Below are 19783 nucleotides of genomic sequence, written 5' to 3'. Positions count from 1 at the left end.
CGGGTTCAAACCACAGGTAAAAAAAAGGGCCACAATTTGTGGCCCTTTTCGGAATGGTCAACGTTTATGCGTAACCGTAGCTCATCAGACGCTGATAGCGACGGTTTTTCAAATCTTCGGTGCTCAGTACATCGAGATCGGCAAGATCGGCCAGCAGTTGCGCTTTCAGCGAAGCCGCCATCACTTCCGGGTTGCGGTGCGCACCGCCCAGTGGTTCAGGGATGATGGAATCAATCAGCTTCAGCTCTTTCAGACGCGGAGCGACGATACCCATTGCTTCAGCGGCCAACGGCGCTTTGTCCGCGCTTTTCCACAGAATGGACGCACAGCCTTCCGGGGAGATCACGGAATAGGTGCTGTATTGCAGCATATTCACTTTGTCACCCACGCCGATTGCCAGCGCGCCACCGGATCCCCCTTCACCGATCACGGTGCAGATAACCGGAACGCTCAGACGTGACATTTCACGCAGGTTTCGTGCGATAGCTTCAGACTGACCGCGCTCTTCCGCACCGACGCCTGGATAGGCACCCGGCGTGTCGATAAAGGTAATGATCGGCATGTGGAAACGCTCGGCCATTTCCATCAGACGCAGCGCTTTACGATAGCCTTCCGGCGCCGGCATACCAAAGTTACGACGGATTTTTTCCTTGGTCTCGCGGCCTTTCTGATGACCAATGATCATCACCGGACGACCGTCCAGACGCGCGATGCCGCCGACGATAGCTTTATCGTCGGCATAGGCGCGATCGCCCGCCAGTTCGTCAAATTCATCAAACGCCAGGCGAACATAATCCAGGGTGTAAGGACGCTGCGGATGGCGTGCCAGTTGGGCAACCTGCCATGCGCCAAGATCGGCGAAGATTTTGCGCGTCAGCTCTACGCTCTTTTCACGCAGGCGATGCACTTCTTCATCGATGTTAATATCCAGTTTCTCGTCCTGACGGCTCACCGCAGTCAGAGAATCGATTTTTGCTTCCAGCTCTGCAATCGGCTGTTCAAAATCAAGGAAATTCAGACTCATAGTATTCCTGTATTAGTCAAACTCCAGTTCCACCTGCTCCGAACCAATGAGGCCACGGAGATCGTTTAGCAAACGATCGCTCGGAGAGACACGCCACGTTGCGCCAAAACGCAACCGCGCACGTGCATCCGCCCTCTGATAGTAGAGATGTACTGGAATTGTCCCCGAGCGGTGGGGTTCCAGAGACTGACGGAGTCGGTTTAAAAGCTGGTCATCAATTTGCCTGTCCGTCAGCGAGATAGCAAGCCCGCGAGCATATTTTTCCCGGGCTTCGTCAATATCCATCACTTCGCGGGCGGTCATTTTAAGCCCCCCGCTGAAGTCATCAAAGCTGACCTGTCCGCTGACGATAAGTATGCGGTCTTTTTCCAGCAATTGCTGGTATTTATCCAGGGCGTCGGTAAATAACATCACCTCCAGACGTCCGGAACGGTCATCCAGCGTACAGATGCCGATACGATTGCCGCGCTTGGTGACCATAACCCTTGCGGCAATGACGAGCCCCGCAGCCGTGGTCACTTTACCACGTTCTGTCGGATGCATGTCTTTCAGCCGGTAGCCTCCGACATAGCGCTCAATTTCTTTCAAATACTGATTGATAGGGTGACCCGTCAGGTACAGCCCCAACGTTTCACGTTCCCCATCTAACACCACCTGTTCCGGCCACGGCTGGCAGCTGGCGTAGGACTGTTCAATTTGCTCCGGCTCTTCTGCCAGCACACCGAACATATCCGCCTGGCCAATCGCTTCCGCTTTCGCGTGCTGGTCGGCGGCTTTCAGCGCATCGCCCAGCGAGTTCATCAGTGCGGCGCGATGCGGCCCCAGCCTGTCAAACGCCCCGGACATGATCAGTTTTTCCAGCACCCGACGGTTGAGCTTTTTGGTATCGGTGCGCGCGCAAAGATCGAACAACTCGCGGAAATAGCCGCCGTTGTTACGCGCCTCAATGATCGCCTCGATCGGACCTTCCCCCACGCCTTTGATCGCGCCGATACCGTAAACAATCTCGCCGTCGTCGTTGACGTGGAAGTGATACAGCCCGGAGTTGATATCGGGCGGCAGGATCTTCAGCCCCATGCGCCAACATTCGTCCACCAGTCCAACCACCTTCTCGGTGTTGTCCATATCAGCGGTCATGACCGCCGCCATAAACTCGGCAGGATAGTGTGCTTTCAGCCACAGCGTCTGGTAAGAGACCAGCGCGTAGGCAGCAGAGTGCGATTTGTTAAATCCGTACCCGGCGAATTTCTCCACCAGGTCGAAGATTTTCATTGCCAGTTCGCCGTCAACGCCGTTCTTTTTCGCCCCTTCTTCGAAGGTGCCGCGCTGCTTGGCCATCTCTTCCGGCTTTTTCTTACCCATCGCACGACGCAGCATGTCCGCGCCGCCAAGGGTATAGCCAGAGAGCACCTGAGCAATCTGCATGACCTGTTCCTGATACAGGATGATGCCGTAGGTCGGCTCCAGTACCGGTTTCAGGCTTTCGTGTTGCCACTGCACATCCGGATAGGAAATCTCTTCACGCCCGTGCTTACGGTCGATGAAGTTATCCACCATCCCGGACTGCAACGGCCCCGGACGGAACAAGGCCACCAGGGCTATCATATCTTCGAAGCAGTCAGGCTGCAGACGCTTAATCAGGTCTTTCATGCCGCGGGATTCAAGCTGGAAGACCGCCGTAGTTTCCGAGCGTTGCAGCATATCGAAACTTTTCTTGTCGTCCAGCGGGATAGCGGCAATATCCAGCGGCGGCTCGCCGTGCTTCTCGCGGCGGGCGTTGATCATCTCCAGCGCCCAGTTGATGATGGTGAGCGTACGCAGGCCGAGGAAGTCGAACTTCACGAGGCCGGCATATTCCACATCGTTTTTATCAAACTGGGTAACCGGATGCAGCCCCTGTTCATCACAGTACAGCGGCGCAAAATCGGTGATTTTCGTCGGTGCGATAACCACCCCACCGGCATGTTTACCGGCATTACGGGTCACGCCTTCCAGCTTACGCGCCATGTCGATCAGCGCTTTAACTTCTTCATCTGCCTCGTAAATTTCTGGCAGTTGCGGTTCAGCTTCGAAGGCTTTCGCCAGCGTCATCCCAGGATCAGGCGGTACCAGCTTCGAAATCCTGTCGACAAAACCGTACGGGTGGCCCAGTACACGGCCCACGTCGCGAATAACCGCTTTCGCCGCCATCGTACCGAAGGTAATAATCTGCGATACCGCATCACGACCGTACATGTCCGCAACGTGTTCAATCACCTGGTCGCGTTTCTCCATACAGAAGTCAACGTCGAAGTCAGGCATGGAGACACGTTCCGGGTTAAGGAAACGTTCGAACAGCAGGTCAAATTCCAGCGGATCGAGGTCGGTGATTTTCAGCGCATAGGCCACCAGCGATCCCGCACCGGAACCACGGCCAGGGCCTACCGGCACGCCGTTGTCTTTCGACCACTGGATAAACTCCATCACGATGAGGAAGTAGCCTGGGAACCCCATCTGGTTGATCACCTGTAGCTCAATGTCCAGGCGTTCATCGTACGGCGGACGTTTCTCTTTCCGCTCGGCTTCATCCGGGAACAAGAATTCCAGACGCTCTTCCAGACCCTCTTTCGATTTCTGTACCAGGAAATCTTCCGTGGTCATATCGCCGGTCGGGAACTGTGGCAGGAAGTATTCGCCCAGACGCACCGTTACGTTGCAGCGTTTGGCAATTTCGACGGTGTTTTCCAGCGCTTCCGGAATGTCGGAGAAGAGCTCACACATCTCCTCTTCCGAGCGCATATACTGCTGCGCCGAATAGTTGCGCGGACGCTTGGGATCGTCGAGCGTAAAGCCATCGTGAATGGCGACGCGGATTTCATGCGCGTCAAAGTCTTCACTGTTGATAAAGCGCACGTCGTTGGTGGCCACCACCGGCAACCCCCGCGATTCCGCCAACTTAACGGCCGCATGCAGATAGGTCTCTTCATCCGGTCGACCGGTACGGATCAGCTCAAGGAAGTAACAGTCCGGGAAGTGCTCTTCGTAGAAAGCGACACACTCTTCCACCAGCGCGCTATTGCCGCGCAGCAGGCTACGCCCGACGTCGCCCATCCGGCCGCCGGAGAGCAGGATCAACCCTTCTTTCAGCTCGATCAGCCAGTCGCGGTCGATGATCGGCCCCGCCGCACCATAGCCGCGCTGATAGGCTTTGGAGATCAGCAGGGTGAGATTTTGATAACCGGTGTTATTCGCGGCGAGTACCGTCAGATGCGTGAGTTCATCGCCCATCTGCTCACTCTGAACATGGAAGTCAGCGCCAACAATGGGTTTAATCCCTGCGCCATGACCCGCTCCGTAGAACTTCACCAGACCACAGAGGTTCATAAAATCGGTGATCGCCAATGCAGGCATGCCTAACGCGGCCGCCTTTTTCACCAGCGGCCCGGTTTTCGCCAGCCCATCGATCATGGAGTAGTCGCTGTGCACCCGCAGGTGGACGAAACGAGGTTCAGACATCTTCAGATTCCTTCAACACAAGAATCAGGACGCGAGTCCCAGTGCGCGTTTAACGGGAGCAAAACTACGTCGGTGATGCTCCGTTGCGCCATGTTCAGCCAGTTTTTCCAGATGGAAAGCGGTTGGATACCCTTTGTGTTGGGCAAAACCATATTGCGGGAAAACGATATCCAGCTCGGCCATTTCGGCGTCACGCGTGACTTTTGCAAGAATAGACGCGGCGCTGATTTCCGCCACCCGACTGTCGCCCTTCACCACCGCCAGGGATGGCACAGGCAATGCCGGACAGCGATTGCCATCGATCAGCACATATTCCGGCGCAATGTGTAACCCCGCCACCGCTCGCTGCATAGCCAGCATGGTGGCGTGGAGAATATTCAGCTCATCGATTTCGTGTGGTTCTGCACGACCGAGGCTCCAGCTCAACGCTTTTTCTTTGATTTCGTCATACAGCGCCAGACGGCGCTTTTCAGATAATTTTTTGGAATCGTTAAGACCCACAATCGGGCGCGCTGGGTCGAGGATCACGGCAGCAGTGACGACCGCGCCGACCAATGGACCGCGTCCGACTTCATCCACACCCGCCACTAACTGCGTGTGCGGATAAACAAATTCGATCATTGTACTAACTCCAGGACCGCATCCGCCGCCTGCTCATCGGCGTTACAGCGGATCTGCTGATGCAGTTCGCGGAAAGTATCATGCATCGCATGGCTGGTTTTACCGTTGGCCAACAAGGGGAGGAGCGCCTCAGCCAGCTTTTGGGGCTCACACTCTTCCTGCAATAGCTCTTTCACCAGTTCCCTTCCCGCCAGCAGGTTTGGCAGTGAGACATAATCAGTCTTCACCAACCGCTTCGCCAGCCAGAACGTAAAGGGCTTCATGCGATATCCCACTACCATCGGGCATTTCGCCAGCATGCACTCAAGCGCAGCGGTGCCCGATGCCAGCAATGCTGCATCACTGGCGACCATCGCTTCGCGTCCCATCCCATCCAGCAAGTGAACATGAAGATTGGGTGCAACCTCAGCCTTGATGCGTTCAAACTGTTCGCGGCGTTTGGCATTGACCAATGGCACCACGACTTCAAGGTCAGGGTATGTCTGTCGCAACAGTTGTGCTGTTTTTAAAAAATCGGCACTCAACATTTCGACTTCTGCACCACGGCTACCAGGCAATAACGCCAGGCAGTGGGCATCATGGGAAATACCCAGCACATCCCGCGCCGCGTTTTTATCCGGGTCCAGCGGCATGGCATCCGCCATCGTGTGACCGATAAAACGGCACGGTACATTAAACTTGTCGTAAAACGCTTTTTCGAAAGGCAGAAAAGCCAGAACCATGTTGGTGGATCTGCCTATTTTGAAAACGCGTTTCTGTCGCCACGCCCAGACGGACGGACTGACATAATGAATCGTTTTGATGCCCTGTTTTTTCAAATTCCCTTCGAGAGTGATATTGAAATCGGGTGCATCGATACCGACGAAAACATCGGGCTGCAACTCGGTGAATCGACGGGTCAGATCGGCGCGGATATGCAGCAGACGACGCAGGCGTCCAAGCACTTCCACAATGCCCATCACCGCCAGTTCTTCCATTTCATACCAGGCTTCACAGCCTTCAGCCTGCATGCGCGGGCCGGCGACGCCGACAAAACGCGCATCAGGTACGCGCGCTTTCAGCGCCCGGATTAAGCCAGCACCAAGAATATCGCCGGAGGTTTCTCCGGCGACCAGGGCAATCGTTAAGGGGCGCTGTTCAGCCATTAACGAATCAGTCCGCGCGTTGAGCGGGCAAAGAAATCGCTGAACGCCTGAACTTCCGGATACTGCTTCGCCAGTTCAGCGATTTCCGGTTTCACTTCGTCCAGGGTTTTGCCGCTACGGTACAACGCTTTGTAAGCATTGCGGATAGCGGTGATCGCTTCGCGGGTAAATCCGCGACGCTTCAACCCTTCGATGTTGACGCCAAACGGCGTCGCGTGGTTGCCCTGAGCAATAACGTACGGTGGAACGTCCTGAGCAACGCCAGAACAGCCACCGACCATCACGTGTGCACCAATAATGCAGAACTGATGCACTGCGGTCATGCCACCGATGATGACGTAATCATCCAGCGAAACGTGACCCGCAAGCGTGGCGTTATTTGCCAGAATACAGCGATCCCCTATTGTGCAATCGTGTGCCACATGGGCATTAATCATCAGTAAGTTATCGCTGCCCACCTTCGTCAATCCACCGCCCTGTACTGTACCACGATGAATGGTAACGCTTTCACGAATGCGGTTACGATCGCCAATTTCCACACGGGTCGGTTCACCCGCATATTTCAGATCCTGGTTCACTTCACCGATGGAGGCGAACTGATATATCTCGTTATCGCGGCCAATTTTAGTATGACCATTCACGACAACGTGAGACTTCAGTACGGTACCTTCACCAATTTCAACATGGGGTCCAACGAGGCAAAAAGGACCAATGTGAACGTTAGCGCCGAGTGAGGCGCCTTCTTCCACAATGGCGGTTGGATGAATAAAGGCGGATTTATCAATCACGTATCAGGCCTCCCGGCTACGAGCGCACATCATCGTTGCTTCGCAAACTACTTTACCGTCAACCAGCGCAACCCCTTTAAAGCGGGTCAGGCCACGGCGCGTTTTCTCGAAAGTGACTTCCATGATCATCTGATCGCCTGGCACGACGGGACGCTTAAAGCGTGCTTCATCGATACCCGCGAAATAGTAGAGTTCTCCTGGCTCCAGTTTCCCTACGCTTTTAAACGCAAGAATACCCGTAGCCTGTGCCATTGCTTCCAGAATCAGCACGCCTGGGAAAATAGGTTTACCCGGGAAATGGCCCTGGAAAAACGGCTCGTTAACGGAGACATTTTTCACTGCGCGCAGAAAACGACCTTCTTCAAAGTCCAGCACGCGGTCAACCAGTAAAAACGGAAAACGGTGCGGCAGAAGTTCTAAAATCTCTTCAATATGCAGAGTATGAGTGTTAGTAGTCAAAATACTCTTCCTGTCCAAATATACTAAAAGCCAATAATAACACGGCCTGCCGCAATCGTATGAATGCCGACAGGCCGTAAAGTATGTGTGACCGGGTGAGAGTTTAGTCTTGTTGATTAACCTTGCGCTCAATGGCTTTGAGGCGCTTGCTCATATCATCAATATTCATCACCAGTGCGGCTGTCTTACGCCATACTTTGTTAGGTTGCAGCGGAATGCCTGAGGAATAGACGCCAGGTTCAGTGATGGGACGCATCACCATCCCCATGCCCGTCACGGTAACCTTGTCGCATATTTCCATATGCCCGTTGATTACGCTGGCACCGCCGATCATGCAGTAACGGCCAATCTTCAGGCTGCCCGCCATGATGACGCCCCCGGCAACCGCCGTATTGTCGCCAATCACAACGTTATGTGCAATCTGACACTGGTTATCAATGATAACCCCATTGCCGATCACCGTATCATCCAGTGCACCGCGGTCGATGGTAGTACAAGCGCCGATCTCCACACGATCGCCAATAATGACGCGACCTAACTGCGGGATCTTCACCCAATTGCCACGATCGTTGGCATAGCCAAAACCGTCAGCACCAATGACCGTACTGGACTGGATCAGGCAATTCTCACCGATCTGAATGTCGTGGTAAACCGATACATTCGCCCACAGGCGCGAACCGGCCCCAATTTTCGTATTTTTTCCGACGAAGCAGCCCGCGCCGATAACCACGTTATCGCCAAGCTCCACGCCAGACTCAATCACCGCATTCGCGCCAATTGAAACATTGCTACCCAGCGTTGCCGTCGCATCAACCACTGCACTCGGTGCAATGTTCTGCGCCGGCTGCGGCGTGGTATCTAAAATTTGCGCCATTCGCGCGTACGTCAGGTAGGGATTCTTCACTACCAGCGCAGCACTCTTAGCAAAAGGAAGATCGTCCTGCGTCATGACAACGGCAGACGCCTGGCATAAGGCCAGGTGCTCACGGTATTTCGGATTCACCATGAACGTGATGTGACCCGTTTGCGCAGATTGCATGGACGCAACGCCGGTGATGACGAGATCGCCATCACCGTGTAATTCTGCATCCAACTGCTCTGCTAAATCAGCCAGTCGAATTGAAGGCATTACTTATTTAACCTGTTTCAGTACGTCAGCAGTGATGTCTTTTACGTCGCTGCTGTTGTAAGCAACGGTGTTCGCGTCAACGACCAGATCGATGCTCTGGCTGCTGGCAACAGATTTCACAGCAGTCTGGATACGGGTAACCAGTTTGCCACGTTCTTCGTTGGAACGACGTGCACGATCCTGCTCAAAAGCCTGCGCTTTCTGAGAGAAGGTCTGGCGCTGAGCCATCACGTCTTTTTCCAGCTTGGTACGATCGCTCCCCGCTTTCATGGACTGCAGACGCTGCATTTTAGATTGCAGATCGGATTCCATACGCTGCAGTTCGCTCGCGCGGCCTTTAAACTCATTTTCCAACGTGTTGGAAACACCGGTCTTCTGCGCAACCTGCTGGAACAGGCTACCCATGTTGACGATTGCAATTTTGTCAGCAGCCTGTGCAGACGTAACCATTGCTAAACCGAGACCTGCCGCTAATAACCACTTTTTCACAATAAACTCCTTACCATCCCATTTGCACCCGAAGGTACAGTTCTTTGCGTGGCCAGGCGATCCCATGCAAGATCGCCTAAAGTCATCGCTACACTACCATTACATTCCTTTGCGAAGAACAATTACCAGGTTTTACCAATGTTAAACTGGAACTGCTCTTTTTTGTCTCCATCGTAATCCTTAAACGGCTGGGCGTAGGAGAAGACCAACGGCCCCAATGGGGACATCCATTGTAATGCGATACCAGCAGACATACGGATATTGCTCGGATCACTGTAGTCTGGATAACCGGAATATGCACTTGAATCCCAGTTAGTATCCCAGACGGTACCCATATCCCAGAAGAACGAGGTACGCACCGAGTTCGCGTATTTATCGCTGATGAACGGTGTTGGGGTAATGAATTCCAGGCTGGCGACAGCCATGGCGTTACCGCCCACTGCATCATCCGATTTACACGGCGCTGACTGAGTGCTCTCACATTCGTTATCGTAGTCGCTATCGCCATCATGACGACTGCTGGATGGATAATAAACGGCTTTCGGACCAATGGTGTTAGACTGGAAGCCACGCACGGTGCTGGAGCCACCGGCATAGAAGTTCTCATAGAACGGCATCTCTTTACCGCCGATTCCATCCCCGTAGCCCCAACGGGTACGACCGAGGACCACCCACTTGTGATCGTCATCGATCGGTACGTAGGTCGCGGTATCCAGCGTCGCTTTGTAGAACTCGTTATCAGAGCCAGGAATGGTCACCTTACCGTTCAGGTTAACGCGGGTCCCTTCCGTCGGGAAGAAGCCACGGTCAAGCTTGTTATACGTCCAACCATAGTTGAAGGTGAAGTCGTTGGCACTGTAAGAGTTACGGTCATTCGATTCACTCGGGTATTCACCCACGGAGTTCAAATAACGCCACATCGCGACCTGCGGCTGCATGTTGGACAGGGAGTTATGCACATACCCTAAGCCAGCACGCAACGTGTTGTATTCGTTGACCGGGAAGCCCAGCGTGACGTCTGTACCATAACTTTTGTTGGTATAGTCAGACAGATCCGCATCGTTCGCATCGAAGTCGTTATAGAAGATACGACCGCCCAGACTCACACCATCAACGGTGAAGTACGGGTTGGTAACGGAGAGTTCGCTGTAGGTCTGGTAATCGTTCTTGGTACCGTTAATCCCCACCGCGTAACCCGTACCCAGCCAGTTATCCTGCTGAACACCCGCCTGGAAGCTTACGCCGCTTTCCGTACCGTAACCGACACCGAAGTTGAAGCTACCGGTGTTACGCTCTTTCACCTTATAGACCACATCAACCTGGTCCGGACTGCCCGGAACACGCTGCGTGTCGGTGTCGACCGTTTCAAAGTAACCCAGACGGTTCAGACGCTCTTTACCCTGATCAACCATATCGCTGCCCAGCCATGCCCCTTCCATCTGACGCATTTCGCGACGCAGGACGGCATCTTTGGACGTATCGTTACCTTCAAAACGGATCTTACGCACGTAGAAACGGTTACCCGCATCGACGTTTACGCGCAGTTTAACGGTTTTGTCAGCGTCGTTGATTTCAGGCTGTGACTGAACGCGCGGATAAGCATAGCCATAGCGACCCAGAAGCTTTTTAATATCATCTTCCATTTTGGTCACTTTGGTGCCGTTATAGAGTTCGCCCGGCTCAATTTTCGTCAGGCTTTCTATCTCCGCTGAGTGCCCCGCCAGGTTCCCCGTTACCTGAACGCCAGAAAGCTTATACTGCTCGCCTTCCGTGATGTTCACGGTAATGTAGATCCCTTTCTTATCCGGGGTCAGGCTGACCTGCGTTGAATCGATGTTGAAACGTGCGTAACCGCGATCCAGATAGTAGCTGCGCAGGGTTTCAAGGTCACCTGCCAGTTTCTGCTTCTGGTATTTGCGATCGCCAACGACGTTCCACCACGGGACTTCATCACGCAACTGGAAGTGAGAGATCAGTTCATCCGTGCTGAAGGCATGGTTACCGACGATGTTGATCTGCTGGATCTTCGCCGATACCCCTTCCTGGAACACCAGTTTAAGGTCAACACGGTTGCGCGGCAGTGGTGTGACAACCGCTTTCACACTGGCACTGTATTTACCGACGCTATAGTAGAAGTCTTCCAGACCTTTCTCGATATCGGCAATGGTGGTGCGATCCAGAGATTCGCCAACACGCACGCCAGAAGCCTCGAGGTTTTGCTTCAGCATGTCATCTTTCACCGATTTGTTACCGGAGAAGGTGATGCTGGCAATAGTCGGACGTTCTTTTACCTGAACCAGAAGCGTATCGCCATCGCGAAGGACACGAACATCCTCAAAGTTGCCAGTGGCAAACAGTGCGCGAATGGTATTACTGATATCTTCATCATTAACCGTGTCGCCTGTGCGCACCGGCATACTGAGGAGGGCCGCACCAACGGCGACACGCTGCAGGCCTTCGAAATGAATGTCCTTCACTACGAACCCTTCAGCACCGTATACGGTCGCGCTGCTAAACAGCAGCGACGCTATGAGCAACTTTTTCATCGCCATCGTTATTATGCGTTCTTCCTAACTATCTCTCTTACAACCGAGAGAAATCATTGAAAAGTGCAAGCCCCATTAACAGCACCAGCAATATCGAGCCAATGCGATAACTAAAGTCTTGAACCCGCTCGGATACCGGTCCGCCCTTAAGCTTTTCAATCGCCAGGAACAGCAGATGCCCCCCGTCAAGAACGGGCAACGGAAACAGGTTGATTATCCCTAAGTTCACGCTAATCAGCGCAAGGAACATCAGATAATAAATCACCCCGAACTCCGCTGACATCCCAGCCCCCTGAGCGATAGAAATCGGCCCACTGAGGTTGTTCAGTTTCACATCACCGGTTATCAATTTTCCCAGCATACTGACCGTCAGCTTCATCAACTGCCACGTTTTATCCGTGGCCTGTGCAATGGCGCTGAACGGCCCATACTGGCGTACTGTCTTGTACTCATCCGGCAGAGGAATGATTTTCGGCACAACGCCGGCAAAACCTTCTGCCTTCCCATTACCCGATTTCGAATCCGGAATTAATGTTAAAGACAAGGCGCTCCCCTGTCTTTCAATCTCCAGCGCTAACGGCTGACCTGGATTATCGCGCACCAGGGTCACGAACGTCATCCATTGCGTTAGCGGTTGACCATCGACTTTAACGATCCTGTCGCCTGCTTGCAAACCCGCCTTACTTGCGGCGGACTGCGGCTGGACTTCTGACAGCACCGGTTCAATCTGCGGTCCGCGCGGTCGAATCCCTAAAGAAGATACAGGATCTTCCTTATCAGGCTCAAATGCCCACTGCCGCAAATCCAGCGTTTTTTCCTGTCGCTGGTTGCTGCCGAAAGGCGCCACGCTGATTGTCGTCTGTTCATCGCCAATTTTTGCGACCAACTGTAAACGCACTGCATCCCAATCAGGGGTTTCGATGCCATCAACGGCTTTAAGTTCCGTGCCTGGAATAATTTGCGCCTGGGCGGCAATCGAGTTGGGCGTTATTTCACCAACAACCGGACGAACACCGGGGACGCCGATGATAAACACCAGCCAGTAAGCGAAGATGGCAAAGAGGAAATTGGCAACCGGACCGGCTGCAATGATTGCTGCGCGCTGGCCAACGGTTTTATTGTTGAAAGCGTGGTGACGCAGCTCCGGGATCACCGGTTCCGCGCGCTCATCCAGCATTTTGACATAGCCGCCCAAAGGGATCAGGGCGATGACATATTCGGTCCCAGACCGATCGGTACGGCGCCAGAGCGCTTTACCAAATCCAATGGAAAAGCGCTCAACACGGACACCGCAGCGCCGGGCAACCCAGAAATGACCAAATTCATGCACGGTGATCAGCACACCCAGTGCGACAATGAATGCAGCCAGATTCCAGAGAATACTCAGCATAAAACCTTCCGTTAAAGCGTTTTGAATACCAGTAACAACAGGCAAGCAAAGACCGGCACTGCCGCCGTCAGGCTATCAATACGGTCCAGAATACCACCGTGTCCTGGAATCAAATGACCGCTGTCTTTAATTCCCGCTTCACGCTTAAACATGCTCTCAGTCAGATCGCCCAGCACGGAGGCCAGCGCGGCGACAATAGAGCAGATTAATAAGGTGACAGGCGCAACATCCAGATTCGCCCACATGCCGTAACCCCAGGAGATGACAGCTGCCGTGGCAAGGCCACCAAAAAAGCCCTGCCAGGTTTTCCCCGGCGACACTTTTGGTGCCAGTTTATGCTTGCCAAACAGTTTGCCAAACATATACGCCCCGGAGTCCGCTCCCCAGACCAGGATCATGACATAGAGTAGCCATATTGCGCCACTGTAATGATTCTCGTCGTAGTGCCAGGCACGCAGCGCCAGCATTCCCCAAAAGAAGGGAACGATCGTCAGCACGCCAAAAATTATGCGTAATGTCTTCGAATTGCGCCAGAGAGTCGCCGAGCCAGGATAAAAAAACACCAGCACTAACGCAACAATCCACCAGCCCAACGACGCCCACAGCGAGGCCTCGACCCACGGCTGATGAATATTATGATGATATTCCGGCAGCAGAAACAGCATCAGTGCGAGCAACAACCCGCACAGCACCGCCAGCCAGACGCGTTGCGTGCGCGTGGCAAAACCGCTTAACTGTCCCCATTCCCACGCGGCCAGCATACAAACAACCAGCGTCACAATGGCGAACCCCACCGGCGGCAACAGAAACAGCGCCGCGATGACCACGGGTATTAAAACGAAAGCAGAAATCAGGCGATACTTCAGCAAAAGCGACCCCCATCAGGCTTTATCATCACCGGGCTCGGTGCCGCCGAAACGACGCTCTCGATTAGCAAAGGCATGCAGCGCACCTTCAAAGTCTTGTTCATCGAAATCGGGCCAGAGAACATCTGTAAAGTAAAGTTCGGCATAGGCGATTTGCCAAAGCAAAAAGTTACTTATTCGATGCTCTCCCCCAGTCCTAATTACTAAATCCACCGGAGCCAGCTCATGCATACAGATTTGTTGATTGAGCATGTCTTCATCAATCTGCTCAGGCCGCAGTAAACCTTCCTGCACCTGTTCTGCCAGCTGTCTGACTCCCTGGACAATATCCCAACGTCCGCCGTAATTCGCCGCAATATTCAGCGTCAACCCGGTATTCTGGGCGGTAATCGCTTCAGACTTACGAATACGTTCTTGCAAACGCGCGTTAAATCGACTGGTGTCGCCAATAATGCGCAGGCGGACGTTATGGCGATGCAGGCTTTTAACTTCACTATCAAGCGCCCACACAAATAACTCCATTAACGCACTCACTTCCTGCGCCGGTCGGTTCCAGTTTTCACTACTAAAGGCATACAGCGTTAACGCATCAATACCATTGTTGGCAGCAAAAGAGACGGCCCGGCGGACGGATTTCGCTCCGGCCTTATGCCCAAATGCGCGAATCTTCCCTTGCTTTTTCGCCCAGCGACCATTGCCATCCATAATGATCGCGACATGACGACAGCCATGTGCAGGCAAATTTTCGCTTACTGGTTGAGTTGCAGACAACATAACGCGTTTATAGTCCCTGAAAGGATTTAGCGGTACTCAGGAATACTGAAGCCTTTACACAAAAAAGCCGTGTCAAACCACGGCTTACCTGACCCAAAAAAGCCAAATACCTGCGATCAGGTGGCGCAGACTATATCACTGAAGCACAACGCTAACAAATAGCACGATCTCCTGTAGAAGGATTATCCTAAGCTTGCGAGTCGCATCACTTGTTTTCTGGCGACTTCTCGCGCAATCGCATCCACCCTCAGTACGTCATCAACGCTCTGGGGTTCCTCCAGATCCATCTGCTCCAGCACAGCTAAATTGAGATCGGCGATATCGGTAAAGCGTATTTCTTCAGCAAGAAATGCAGCAACGACAACTTCATTGGCTGCATTCAGCGCGGTTGTGGCAGCTTGCCCCTGCTCAAACGCCTCCATCGCCAGCTTCAGGCATGGGTAACGTTGGTAATCCGGCGCGCTGAACGTCAACGCGCTGAGTTTGCAGAAGTCGAGCGGCTTCACGCCGGAGGTTACGCGATTCGGCCAGGCCATCGTATGAGCGATAGGCGTGCGCATGTCCGGCTCACCCAATTGCGCCAGAACGCTGCCGTCCTGATAACGCACCATCGAGTGAATCACCGACTGCGGGTGAATCAGCACTTCCATCTGGCGTGCACTGGCGTTAAACAACCAACGCGCTTCAATGTATTCCAGACCTTTATTCATCATAGTGGCTGAGTCGACGGAGATCTTACGTCCCATCGACCAGTTCGGATGACGGCATGCCTGATCGGGCGTCATCGACACCAGCTCATGCAGCGGCGTTTCCCGGAACGGGCCACCAGACCCGGTAAGCAAAACGGACATCACGCCATTCTGCTCCAGGTCAGCGTATCCCAGATTGTGTTGAATGGGTTGGGGCATACTCTGAAAAATAGCGTTATGTTCGCTGTCTACCGGCAAAAGTTGGGCTTTACTGCGCTTCACGGCATCCATGAACAGGCGTCCACAGGTCACCAGAGATTCTTTGTTTGCCAGCAGAATGGTCTTTCCCGCACGAATAGCGGCAAGTGTTGGCAGAAGGCCCGCAGCGCCCACGATGGCAGCCATCACCTGATCAACCTCATCAAGCGCCGCCATATCACAGGCCGCCTGTTGTCCGCTCAGGACTTCCGTCTGGCTACCGTGCTGTTTCAGCGTGGCATTGAGGAGGCGCGCGCTGGCGTCATCATCCATCACGGCATAGCGCGGGGAAAATTCCAGGCACTGCTCCACCATACGACTGACATTTTTACCTGCCACCAGCGCGATAACACGGAAGTGCTCAGGATTATGGCGCACCACGTCCAGCGTGCTGCAGCCGATAGAGCCGGTCGAGCCCAGAATGGTTAATTGCTTCATCAAACATCCAGCAAAATGATACCTGTCATCCTTCACATTGCAGGTGTGTTAGCTTTCCTGCGACGCAAATTATCCAGGGTATGGACAGATTAAAAAGCAAAACGCCGCCAGCCGATCCTAAACGATCTTCTGAGCGGCGTTTTGAGCGTACAGGAGAATCAGAACTGCATCAGTTCTGATTCTTTATCTGCCAGCGCCGCATCCACTTTCTTGATAGCGGCGTCAGTCATTTTCTGTACGTCGTCCTGAGAGCGGCGATCGTCATCTTCGCTGATCTCTTTGTCTTTCAGCAGCGCTTTCACTTTGTCGTTTGCGTCACGGCGGACGTTACGTACGGCAACACGCGCCTGTTCAGCTTCACCACGAACGATTTTCGTCAGATCTTTACGACGTTCTTCCGTCAGCGGAGGCAGTGGAACGCGAATATCGCTGCCCGCAGAGCTCGGGTTCAGACCGAGGTCAGAAGCCATAATCGCTTTCTCAACGGCCGGGCTCAGGGAGCGGTCAAACACGTTGATTTTCAGGGTACGGGAATCTTCTACCGTTACGCTTGCCAGCTGACGCAGCGGCGTAGGCGTGCCGTAATATTCCACGACAATGCCATCCAGCAGGCTGGGAGAAGCACGACCCGTGCGTATTTTGCTGATTTGGTTTTTGAACGCTTCTACGCATTTTTCCATGCGTACTTCAGCATCTTTTCTGATATCGCTAATCACGTTACGAATCCTTGAAAACTTGTCTCAGTCAGACCAGACAGGACACCTGCAGAGGTGTGCTTAGTATAGCCCTGATTAAAATATTGCGGGTAAGCCCGCGATATTAACGCGGAATCTTACCTCTATTTAGCCGTTACGGGAATTATTCCGTAATTAATGTGCCTTCTTTTTCACCCATGACTACGCGACGCAGTGCGCCAGGCTTGTTCATGTTAAAGACACGAATCGGCAACTTATGGTCACGCGCCAGCGTGAACGCAGCCAGATCCATTACTTTCAGTTCTTTATCCAGCACTTCGTTGTAAGTCAGTTGCTCGTACATGGTAGCAGAAGGATCTTTCGCCGGATCGGCAGTAAAGACGCCATCAACTTTCGTCGCTTTCAGAACCACGTCAGCTTCGATTTCAATGCCACGCAGGCAGGCCGCAGAGTCAGTGGTGAAGAAAGGATTCCCCGTACCCGCAGAAAGGATAACCACGCGGTTATTGCGCAGCAGGCTGATAGCCTCTGCCCAGCTATAGTTGTCACATACGCCATTAAGTGGGATGGCGGACATCAGGCGGGCGTTCACATAGGCGCGGTGAAGCGCATCGCGCATTGCCAGGCCGTTCATCACGGTGGCCAGCATGCCCATGTGGTCGCCCACAACGCGGTTCATACCCGCTTTCGCCAGACCAGCACCACGGAACAAGTTACCGCCACCAATCACCACACCAACCTGAATACCCAGTTCAACCAGTTCTTTGATTTCCTGAGCCATACGATCCAGTATGCTTGCGTCAATACCGAAGCCTTCCGAACCCTGCAGAGCTTCGCCACTTAACTTAAGCAGAATGCGTTTATAGACGGGTTTTGCATTGGTAGCCATGTTTCTTTCCTGAGACTGTCGACGATTAAAAATGGGGGTTAATTCTGGCGACAAATGATATGCCGCTACTCAGTACAACGAAATAAGAGCCATACTGATTTTTGCGTGATGGGTGACAAAAAGAAGCCGCCCTCAGGCGGCTCCTTTTCGACAATTAAGACTGCTTGGACATCGCAGCAACTTCTGCTGCAAAGTCAGTCTCAACTTTCTCGATGCCTTCGCCCACTTCAAAGCGGATGAAGCCAGTTACGTCAGCATTGTGCTCTTTCAGCAACTGACCAACAGACTTGCTCGGCTCCATAACGAAAGGCTGACCAGTCAGAGAAACTTCGCCGGTGAATTTCTTCATGCGGCCTTCAACCATTTTCTCTGCGATTTCTTTCGGCTTACCAGACTGCATCGCGATGTCCAACTGGACCTGGTATTCTTTTTCTACCACTTCAGCAGACACGTCTTCCGGCTTAACGAATTCAGGCTTGCTTGCAGCAACGTGCATCGCCAGCTGTTTAACCAGCTCTTCGTCAGCGCCTTTAGCCGCAACCAGAACACCGATACGCGCACCGTGCTGATAGCTACCCAGAACGTCGCCTTCCAGAGAAGCGATACGACGGATGTTGATGTTCTCACCGATTTTCGCAACCAGCGCAACGCGCTCTTCTTCGAACTGCGCTTTCAGCACTTCAACGTCAGTGATTTTGCCCGCAACAGCAGCGTCCAGGACTTTGTCAGCAAATGCCTGGAAACCACCATCTTTAGCAACGAAGTCAGTCTGGCAGTTAACTTCCAGAATGAAAGCGATGTTGCCATCGATTTTGGTTTTGATTACGCCGTCAGCAGCAACGTTGCCTGCTTTTTTCGCTGCTTTGATAGCACCGGACTTACGCATGTTTTCGATTGCCAGCTCGATGTCGCCATTAGCTTCAGTCAGTGCTTTTTTGCAATCCATCATGCCTGCGCCAGTACGCTCACGCAGCTCTTTTACCAGGGATGCGGTAATTTCAGCCATTCTAAAATCCTCGGAAGATTTGATCTGCCCGGCGTCAAACCGCACAGATTTAAAAGTGAAAAAGGGGCCTAAAGGGCCCCTAACCAAACGTGATACTACCTGGTTTATAAGGGGGCTCGAACGAGCGTGCCTTATTATTCAGCTTCTACGAAGCTTTCTTCCGCCTGGGAAGCCAGATCCTGAGAACGGCCTTCACGAACGGTTGCAGCGACAGCGCCCAGGTACAGGCTAACAGCACGGATGGCGTCGTCGTTACCCGGGATAACGAAGTCAACACCGTCCGGATCAGAGTTGGTATCAACGATAGCAAATACCGGAATACCCAGGTTGTTTGCTTCTTTGATAGCAATGTGCTCGTGGTCAGCATCGATAACGAACAGAGCGTCCGGCAGACCGCCCATGTCTTTGATACCGCCCAGGCTGTTTTCCAGTTTCTCAAGCTCACGAGTACGCATCAGCGCTTCTTTCTTGGTCAGCTTTTCGAAAGTACCGTCCTGAGACTGAGTTTCCAGGTCTTTCAGACGTTTGATGGACTGACGAACGGTTTTCCAGTTAGTCAGCATACCGCCCAGCCAGCGATGGTTCACGAAGAACTGGTCGCAGCTGTTAGCAGCGTCTTTCACCGCTTCGCTTGCAGCGCGTTTAGTACCAACGAAAAGGATTTTACCTTTACGAGAAGCAATCTTGTTCAGTTCAGCCAGAGCGTCGTTGAACATCGGTACAGTTTTCTCAAGGTTGATGATGTGAACTTTGTTACGCGCACCGAAGATGAACGGCTTCATTTTCGGGTTCCAGTAACGGGTCTGGTGACCGAAGTGAACACCAGCCTTGAGCATGTCGCGCATGGAAACAGTTGCCATGATTAAAACCTCTATAGATAAAAGTTGGGGTTATGCCTCCACGTATCCCATATTACCGACCCCAAAGGGCACCCCGGAATATGTGCCGATACGTGTGTGTTGTTACACAAAGTGAGATTTGTCGCTTCCGTCTATTCTGTGTATACGAAATGAGATCGGAAGTCCGGCGCGCTTTATACCACAAATACGCCACAGACACCAATAATTGTTGGCGGTCTGTGC

17 protein-coding genes are annotated in these 19783 nt (G+C 53.0%); all 17 read right to left on the bottom strand.

Annotation, left to right across the window (positions count from 1 at the left end):
- Positions 1–64: 64 nt before the first annotated feature.
- Positions 65–1024 carry an acetyl-CoA carboxylase carboxyl transferase subunit alpha gene (accA, locus tag ACERJC_RS18610; RefSeq protein WP_046475834.1) on the bottom strand — a complete coding sequence of 320 codons (960 nt, stop codon included), beginning with the start codon at positions 1022–1024 and terminating at the stop codon, positions 65–67.
- Between the two features lie 12 nt (positions 1025–1036).
- Entirely contained in the window at positions 1037–4519 is a 3483-nt protein-coding gene (dnaE, locus tag ACERJC_RS18605) for a DNA polymerase III subunit alpha (protein ID WP_373672227.1), read from the bottom strand.
- 24 nt (positions 4520–4543) lie between these two features.
- Positions 4544–5140, bottom strand: a complete 597-nt coding sequence (rnhB, locus tag ACERJC_RS18600; protein WP_152405813.1) for a ribonuclease HII — start codon at positions 5138–5140, stop codon at positions 4544–4546.
- On the bottom strand, positions 5137–6285 hold the full coding sequence (lpxB, locus tag ACERJC_RS18595; RefSeq protein WP_373672226.1) for a lipid-A-disaccharide synthase: 1149 nt from the start codon (positions 6283–6285) through the stop codon (positions 5137–5139). Before lpxB ends, rnhB begins: the two co-directional genes overlap by 4 nt.
- The gene (gene lpxA / locus ACERJC_RS18590) at positions 6285–7073 is read right to left on the bottom strand and encodes an acyl-ACP--UDP-N-acetylglucosamine O-acyltransferase (protein ID WP_373672225.1); all 789 of its coding nucleotides are present in this window, start codon (positions 7071–7073) and stop codon (positions 6285–6287) included. The genes lpxB and lpxA overlap by 1 nt, the downstream gene beginning before the upstream one ends.
- Before the next feature lie 3 nt (positions 7074–7076).
- Entirely contained in the window at positions 7077–7532 is a 456-nt protein-coding gene (fabZ, locus tag ACERJC_RS18585) for a 3-hydroxyacyl-ACP dehydratase FabZ (RefSeq protein WP_003018528.1), read from the bottom strand.
- A gap of 103 nt (positions 7533–7635) precedes the next feature.
- Positions 7636–8661, bottom strand: a complete 1026-nt coding sequence (gene lpxD, locus ACERJC_RS18580; RefSeq protein ID WP_042323678.1) for a UDP-3-O-(3-hydroxymyristoyl)glucosamine N-acyltransferase — start codon at positions 8659–8661, stop codon at positions 7636–7638.
- Positions 8662–8664: 3 nt separating this feature from the next.
- A complete protein-coding gene (skp, locus tag ACERJC_RS18575; RefSeq protein ID WP_042323679.1) occupies positions 8665–9150 on the bottom strand; it encodes a molecular chaperone Skp in 486 nt (161 codons plus the stop codon).
- A 122-nt stretch (positions 9151–9272) separates the two neighbouring features.
- Complete coding sequence (gene bamA / locus ACERJC_RS18570; protein WP_371896239.1) at positions 9273–11702, bottom strand: outer membrane protein assembly factor BamA; 2430 nt, start codon at positions 11700–11702, stop codon at positions 9273–9275.
- A gap of 31 nt (positions 11703–11733) precedes the next feature.
- Complete coding sequence (gene rseP, locus ACERJC_RS18565; protein ID WP_152405816.1) at positions 11734–13086, bottom strand: sigma E protease regulator RseP; 1353 nt, start codon at positions 13084–13086, stop codon at positions 11734–11736.
- A gap of 11 nt (positions 13087–13097) precedes the next feature.
- Complete coding sequence (cdsA, locus tag ACERJC_RS18560; protein WP_152405817.1) at positions 13098–13955, bottom strand: phosphatidate cytidylyltransferase; 858 nt, start codon at positions 13953–13955, stop codon at positions 13098–13100.
- 12 nt (positions 13956–13967) lie between these two features.
- The gene (gene ispU, locus ACERJC_RS18555; RefSeq protein ID WP_152405818.1) at positions 13968–14726 is read right to left on the bottom strand and encodes a (2E,6E)-farnesyl-diphosphate-specific ditrans,polycis-undecaprenyl-diphosphate synthase; all 759 of its coding nucleotides are present in this window, start codon (positions 14724–14726) and stop codon (positions 13968–13970) included.
- A gap of 182 nt (positions 14727–14908) precedes the next feature.
- The gene (gene ispC / locus ACERJC_RS18550; protein ID WP_152405819.1) at positions 14909–16111 is read right to left on the bottom strand and encodes a 1-deoxy-D-xylulose-5-phosphate reductoisomerase; all 1203 of its coding nucleotides are present in this window, start codon (positions 16109–16111) and stop codon (positions 14909–14911) included.
- Positions 16112–16269: 158 nt separating this feature from the next.
- Positions 16270–16827 carry a ribosome recycling factor gene (frr, locus tag ACERJC_RS18545; RefSeq protein ID WP_371896238.1) on the bottom strand — a complete coding sequence of 186 codons (558 nt, stop codon included), beginning with the start codon at positions 16825–16827 and terminating at the stop codon, positions 16270–16272.
- A gap of 142 nt (positions 16828–16969) precedes the next feature.
- Positions 16970–17695, bottom strand: coding sequence for a UMP kinase (pyrH, locus tag ACERJC_RS18540; RefSeq protein WP_042323694.1), 726 nt, complete (start codon positions 17693–17695; stop codon positions 16970–16972).
- A 154-nt stretch (positions 17696–17849) separates the two neighbouring features.
- Positions 17850–18701, bottom strand: coding sequence for a translation elongation factor Ts (tsf, locus tag ACERJC_RS18535; protein ID WP_042323696.1), 852 nt, complete (start codon positions 18699–18701; stop codon positions 17850–17852).
- Between the two features lie 134 nt (positions 18702–18835).
- On the bottom strand, positions 18836–19561 hold the full coding sequence (rpsB, locus tag ACERJC_RS18530; protein ID WP_042323700.1) for a 30S ribosomal protein S2: 726 nt from the start codon (positions 19559–19561) through the stop codon (positions 18836–18838).
- Positions 19562–19783: the final 222 nt, after the last annotated feature.

Source organism: Citrobacter telavivensis (genome assembly GCF_041807075.1).
Taxonomy (GTDB): Bacteria; Pseudomonadota; Gammaproteobacteria; order Enterobacterales; family Enterobacteriaceae; genus Citrobacter_A; species Citrobacter_A telavivensis.
Note: the sequence above shows the minus strand (reverse complement) of the source record. Positions and strands in the feature narration are given on the sequence as shown.

Bases quoted from the DNA above. Each gene is read 5' to 3' on its own strand.
- accA (WP_046475834.1), bottom strand. From the start codon at position 1,024: ATGAGTCTGAATTTCCTTGATTTTGAACAGCCGATTGCAGAGCTGGAA.
- dnaE (WP_373672227.1), bottom strand. From the start codon at position 4,519: ATGTCTGAACCTCGTTTCGTCCACCTGCGGGTGCACAGCGACTACTCC.
- rnhB (WP_152405813.1), bottom strand. From the start codon at position 5,140: ATGATCGAATTTGTTTATCCGCACACGCAGTTAGTGGCGGGTGTGGAT.
- lpxB (WP_373672226.1), bottom strand. From the start codon at position 6,285: ATGGCTGAACAGCGCCCCTTAACGATTGCCCTGGTCGCCGGAGAAACC.
- lpxD (WP_042323678.1), bottom strand. From the start codon at position 8,661: ATGCCTTCAATTCGACTGGCTGATTTAGCAGAGCAGTTGGATGCAGAA.
- bamA (WP_371896239.1), bottom strand. From the start codon at position 11,702: ATGGCGATGAAAAAGTTGCTCATAGCGTCGCTGCTGTTTAGCAGCGCG.
- rseP (WP_152405816.1), bottom strand. From the start codon at position 13,086: ATGCTGAGTATTCTCTGGAATCTGGCTGCATTCATTGTCGCACTGGGT.
- ispU (WP_152405818.1), bottom strand. From the start codon at position 14,726: ATGTTGTCTGCAACTCAACCAGTAAGCGAAAATTTGCCTGCACATGGC.
- ispC (WP_152405819.1), bottom strand. From the start codon at position 16,111: ATGAAGCAATTAACCATTCTGGGCTCGACCGGCTCTATCGGCTGCAGC.
- pyrH (WP_042323694.1), bottom strand. From the start codon at position 17,695: ATGGCTACCAATGCAAAACCCGTCTATAAACGCATTCTGCTTAAGTTA.
- tsf (WP_042323696.1), bottom strand. From the start codon at position 18,701: ATGGCTGAAATTACCGCATCCCTGGTAAAAGAGCTGCGTGAGCGTACT.
- rpsB (WP_042323700.1), bottom strand. From the start codon at position 19,561: ATGGCAACTGTTTCCATGCGCGACATGCTCAAGGCTGGTGTTCACTTC.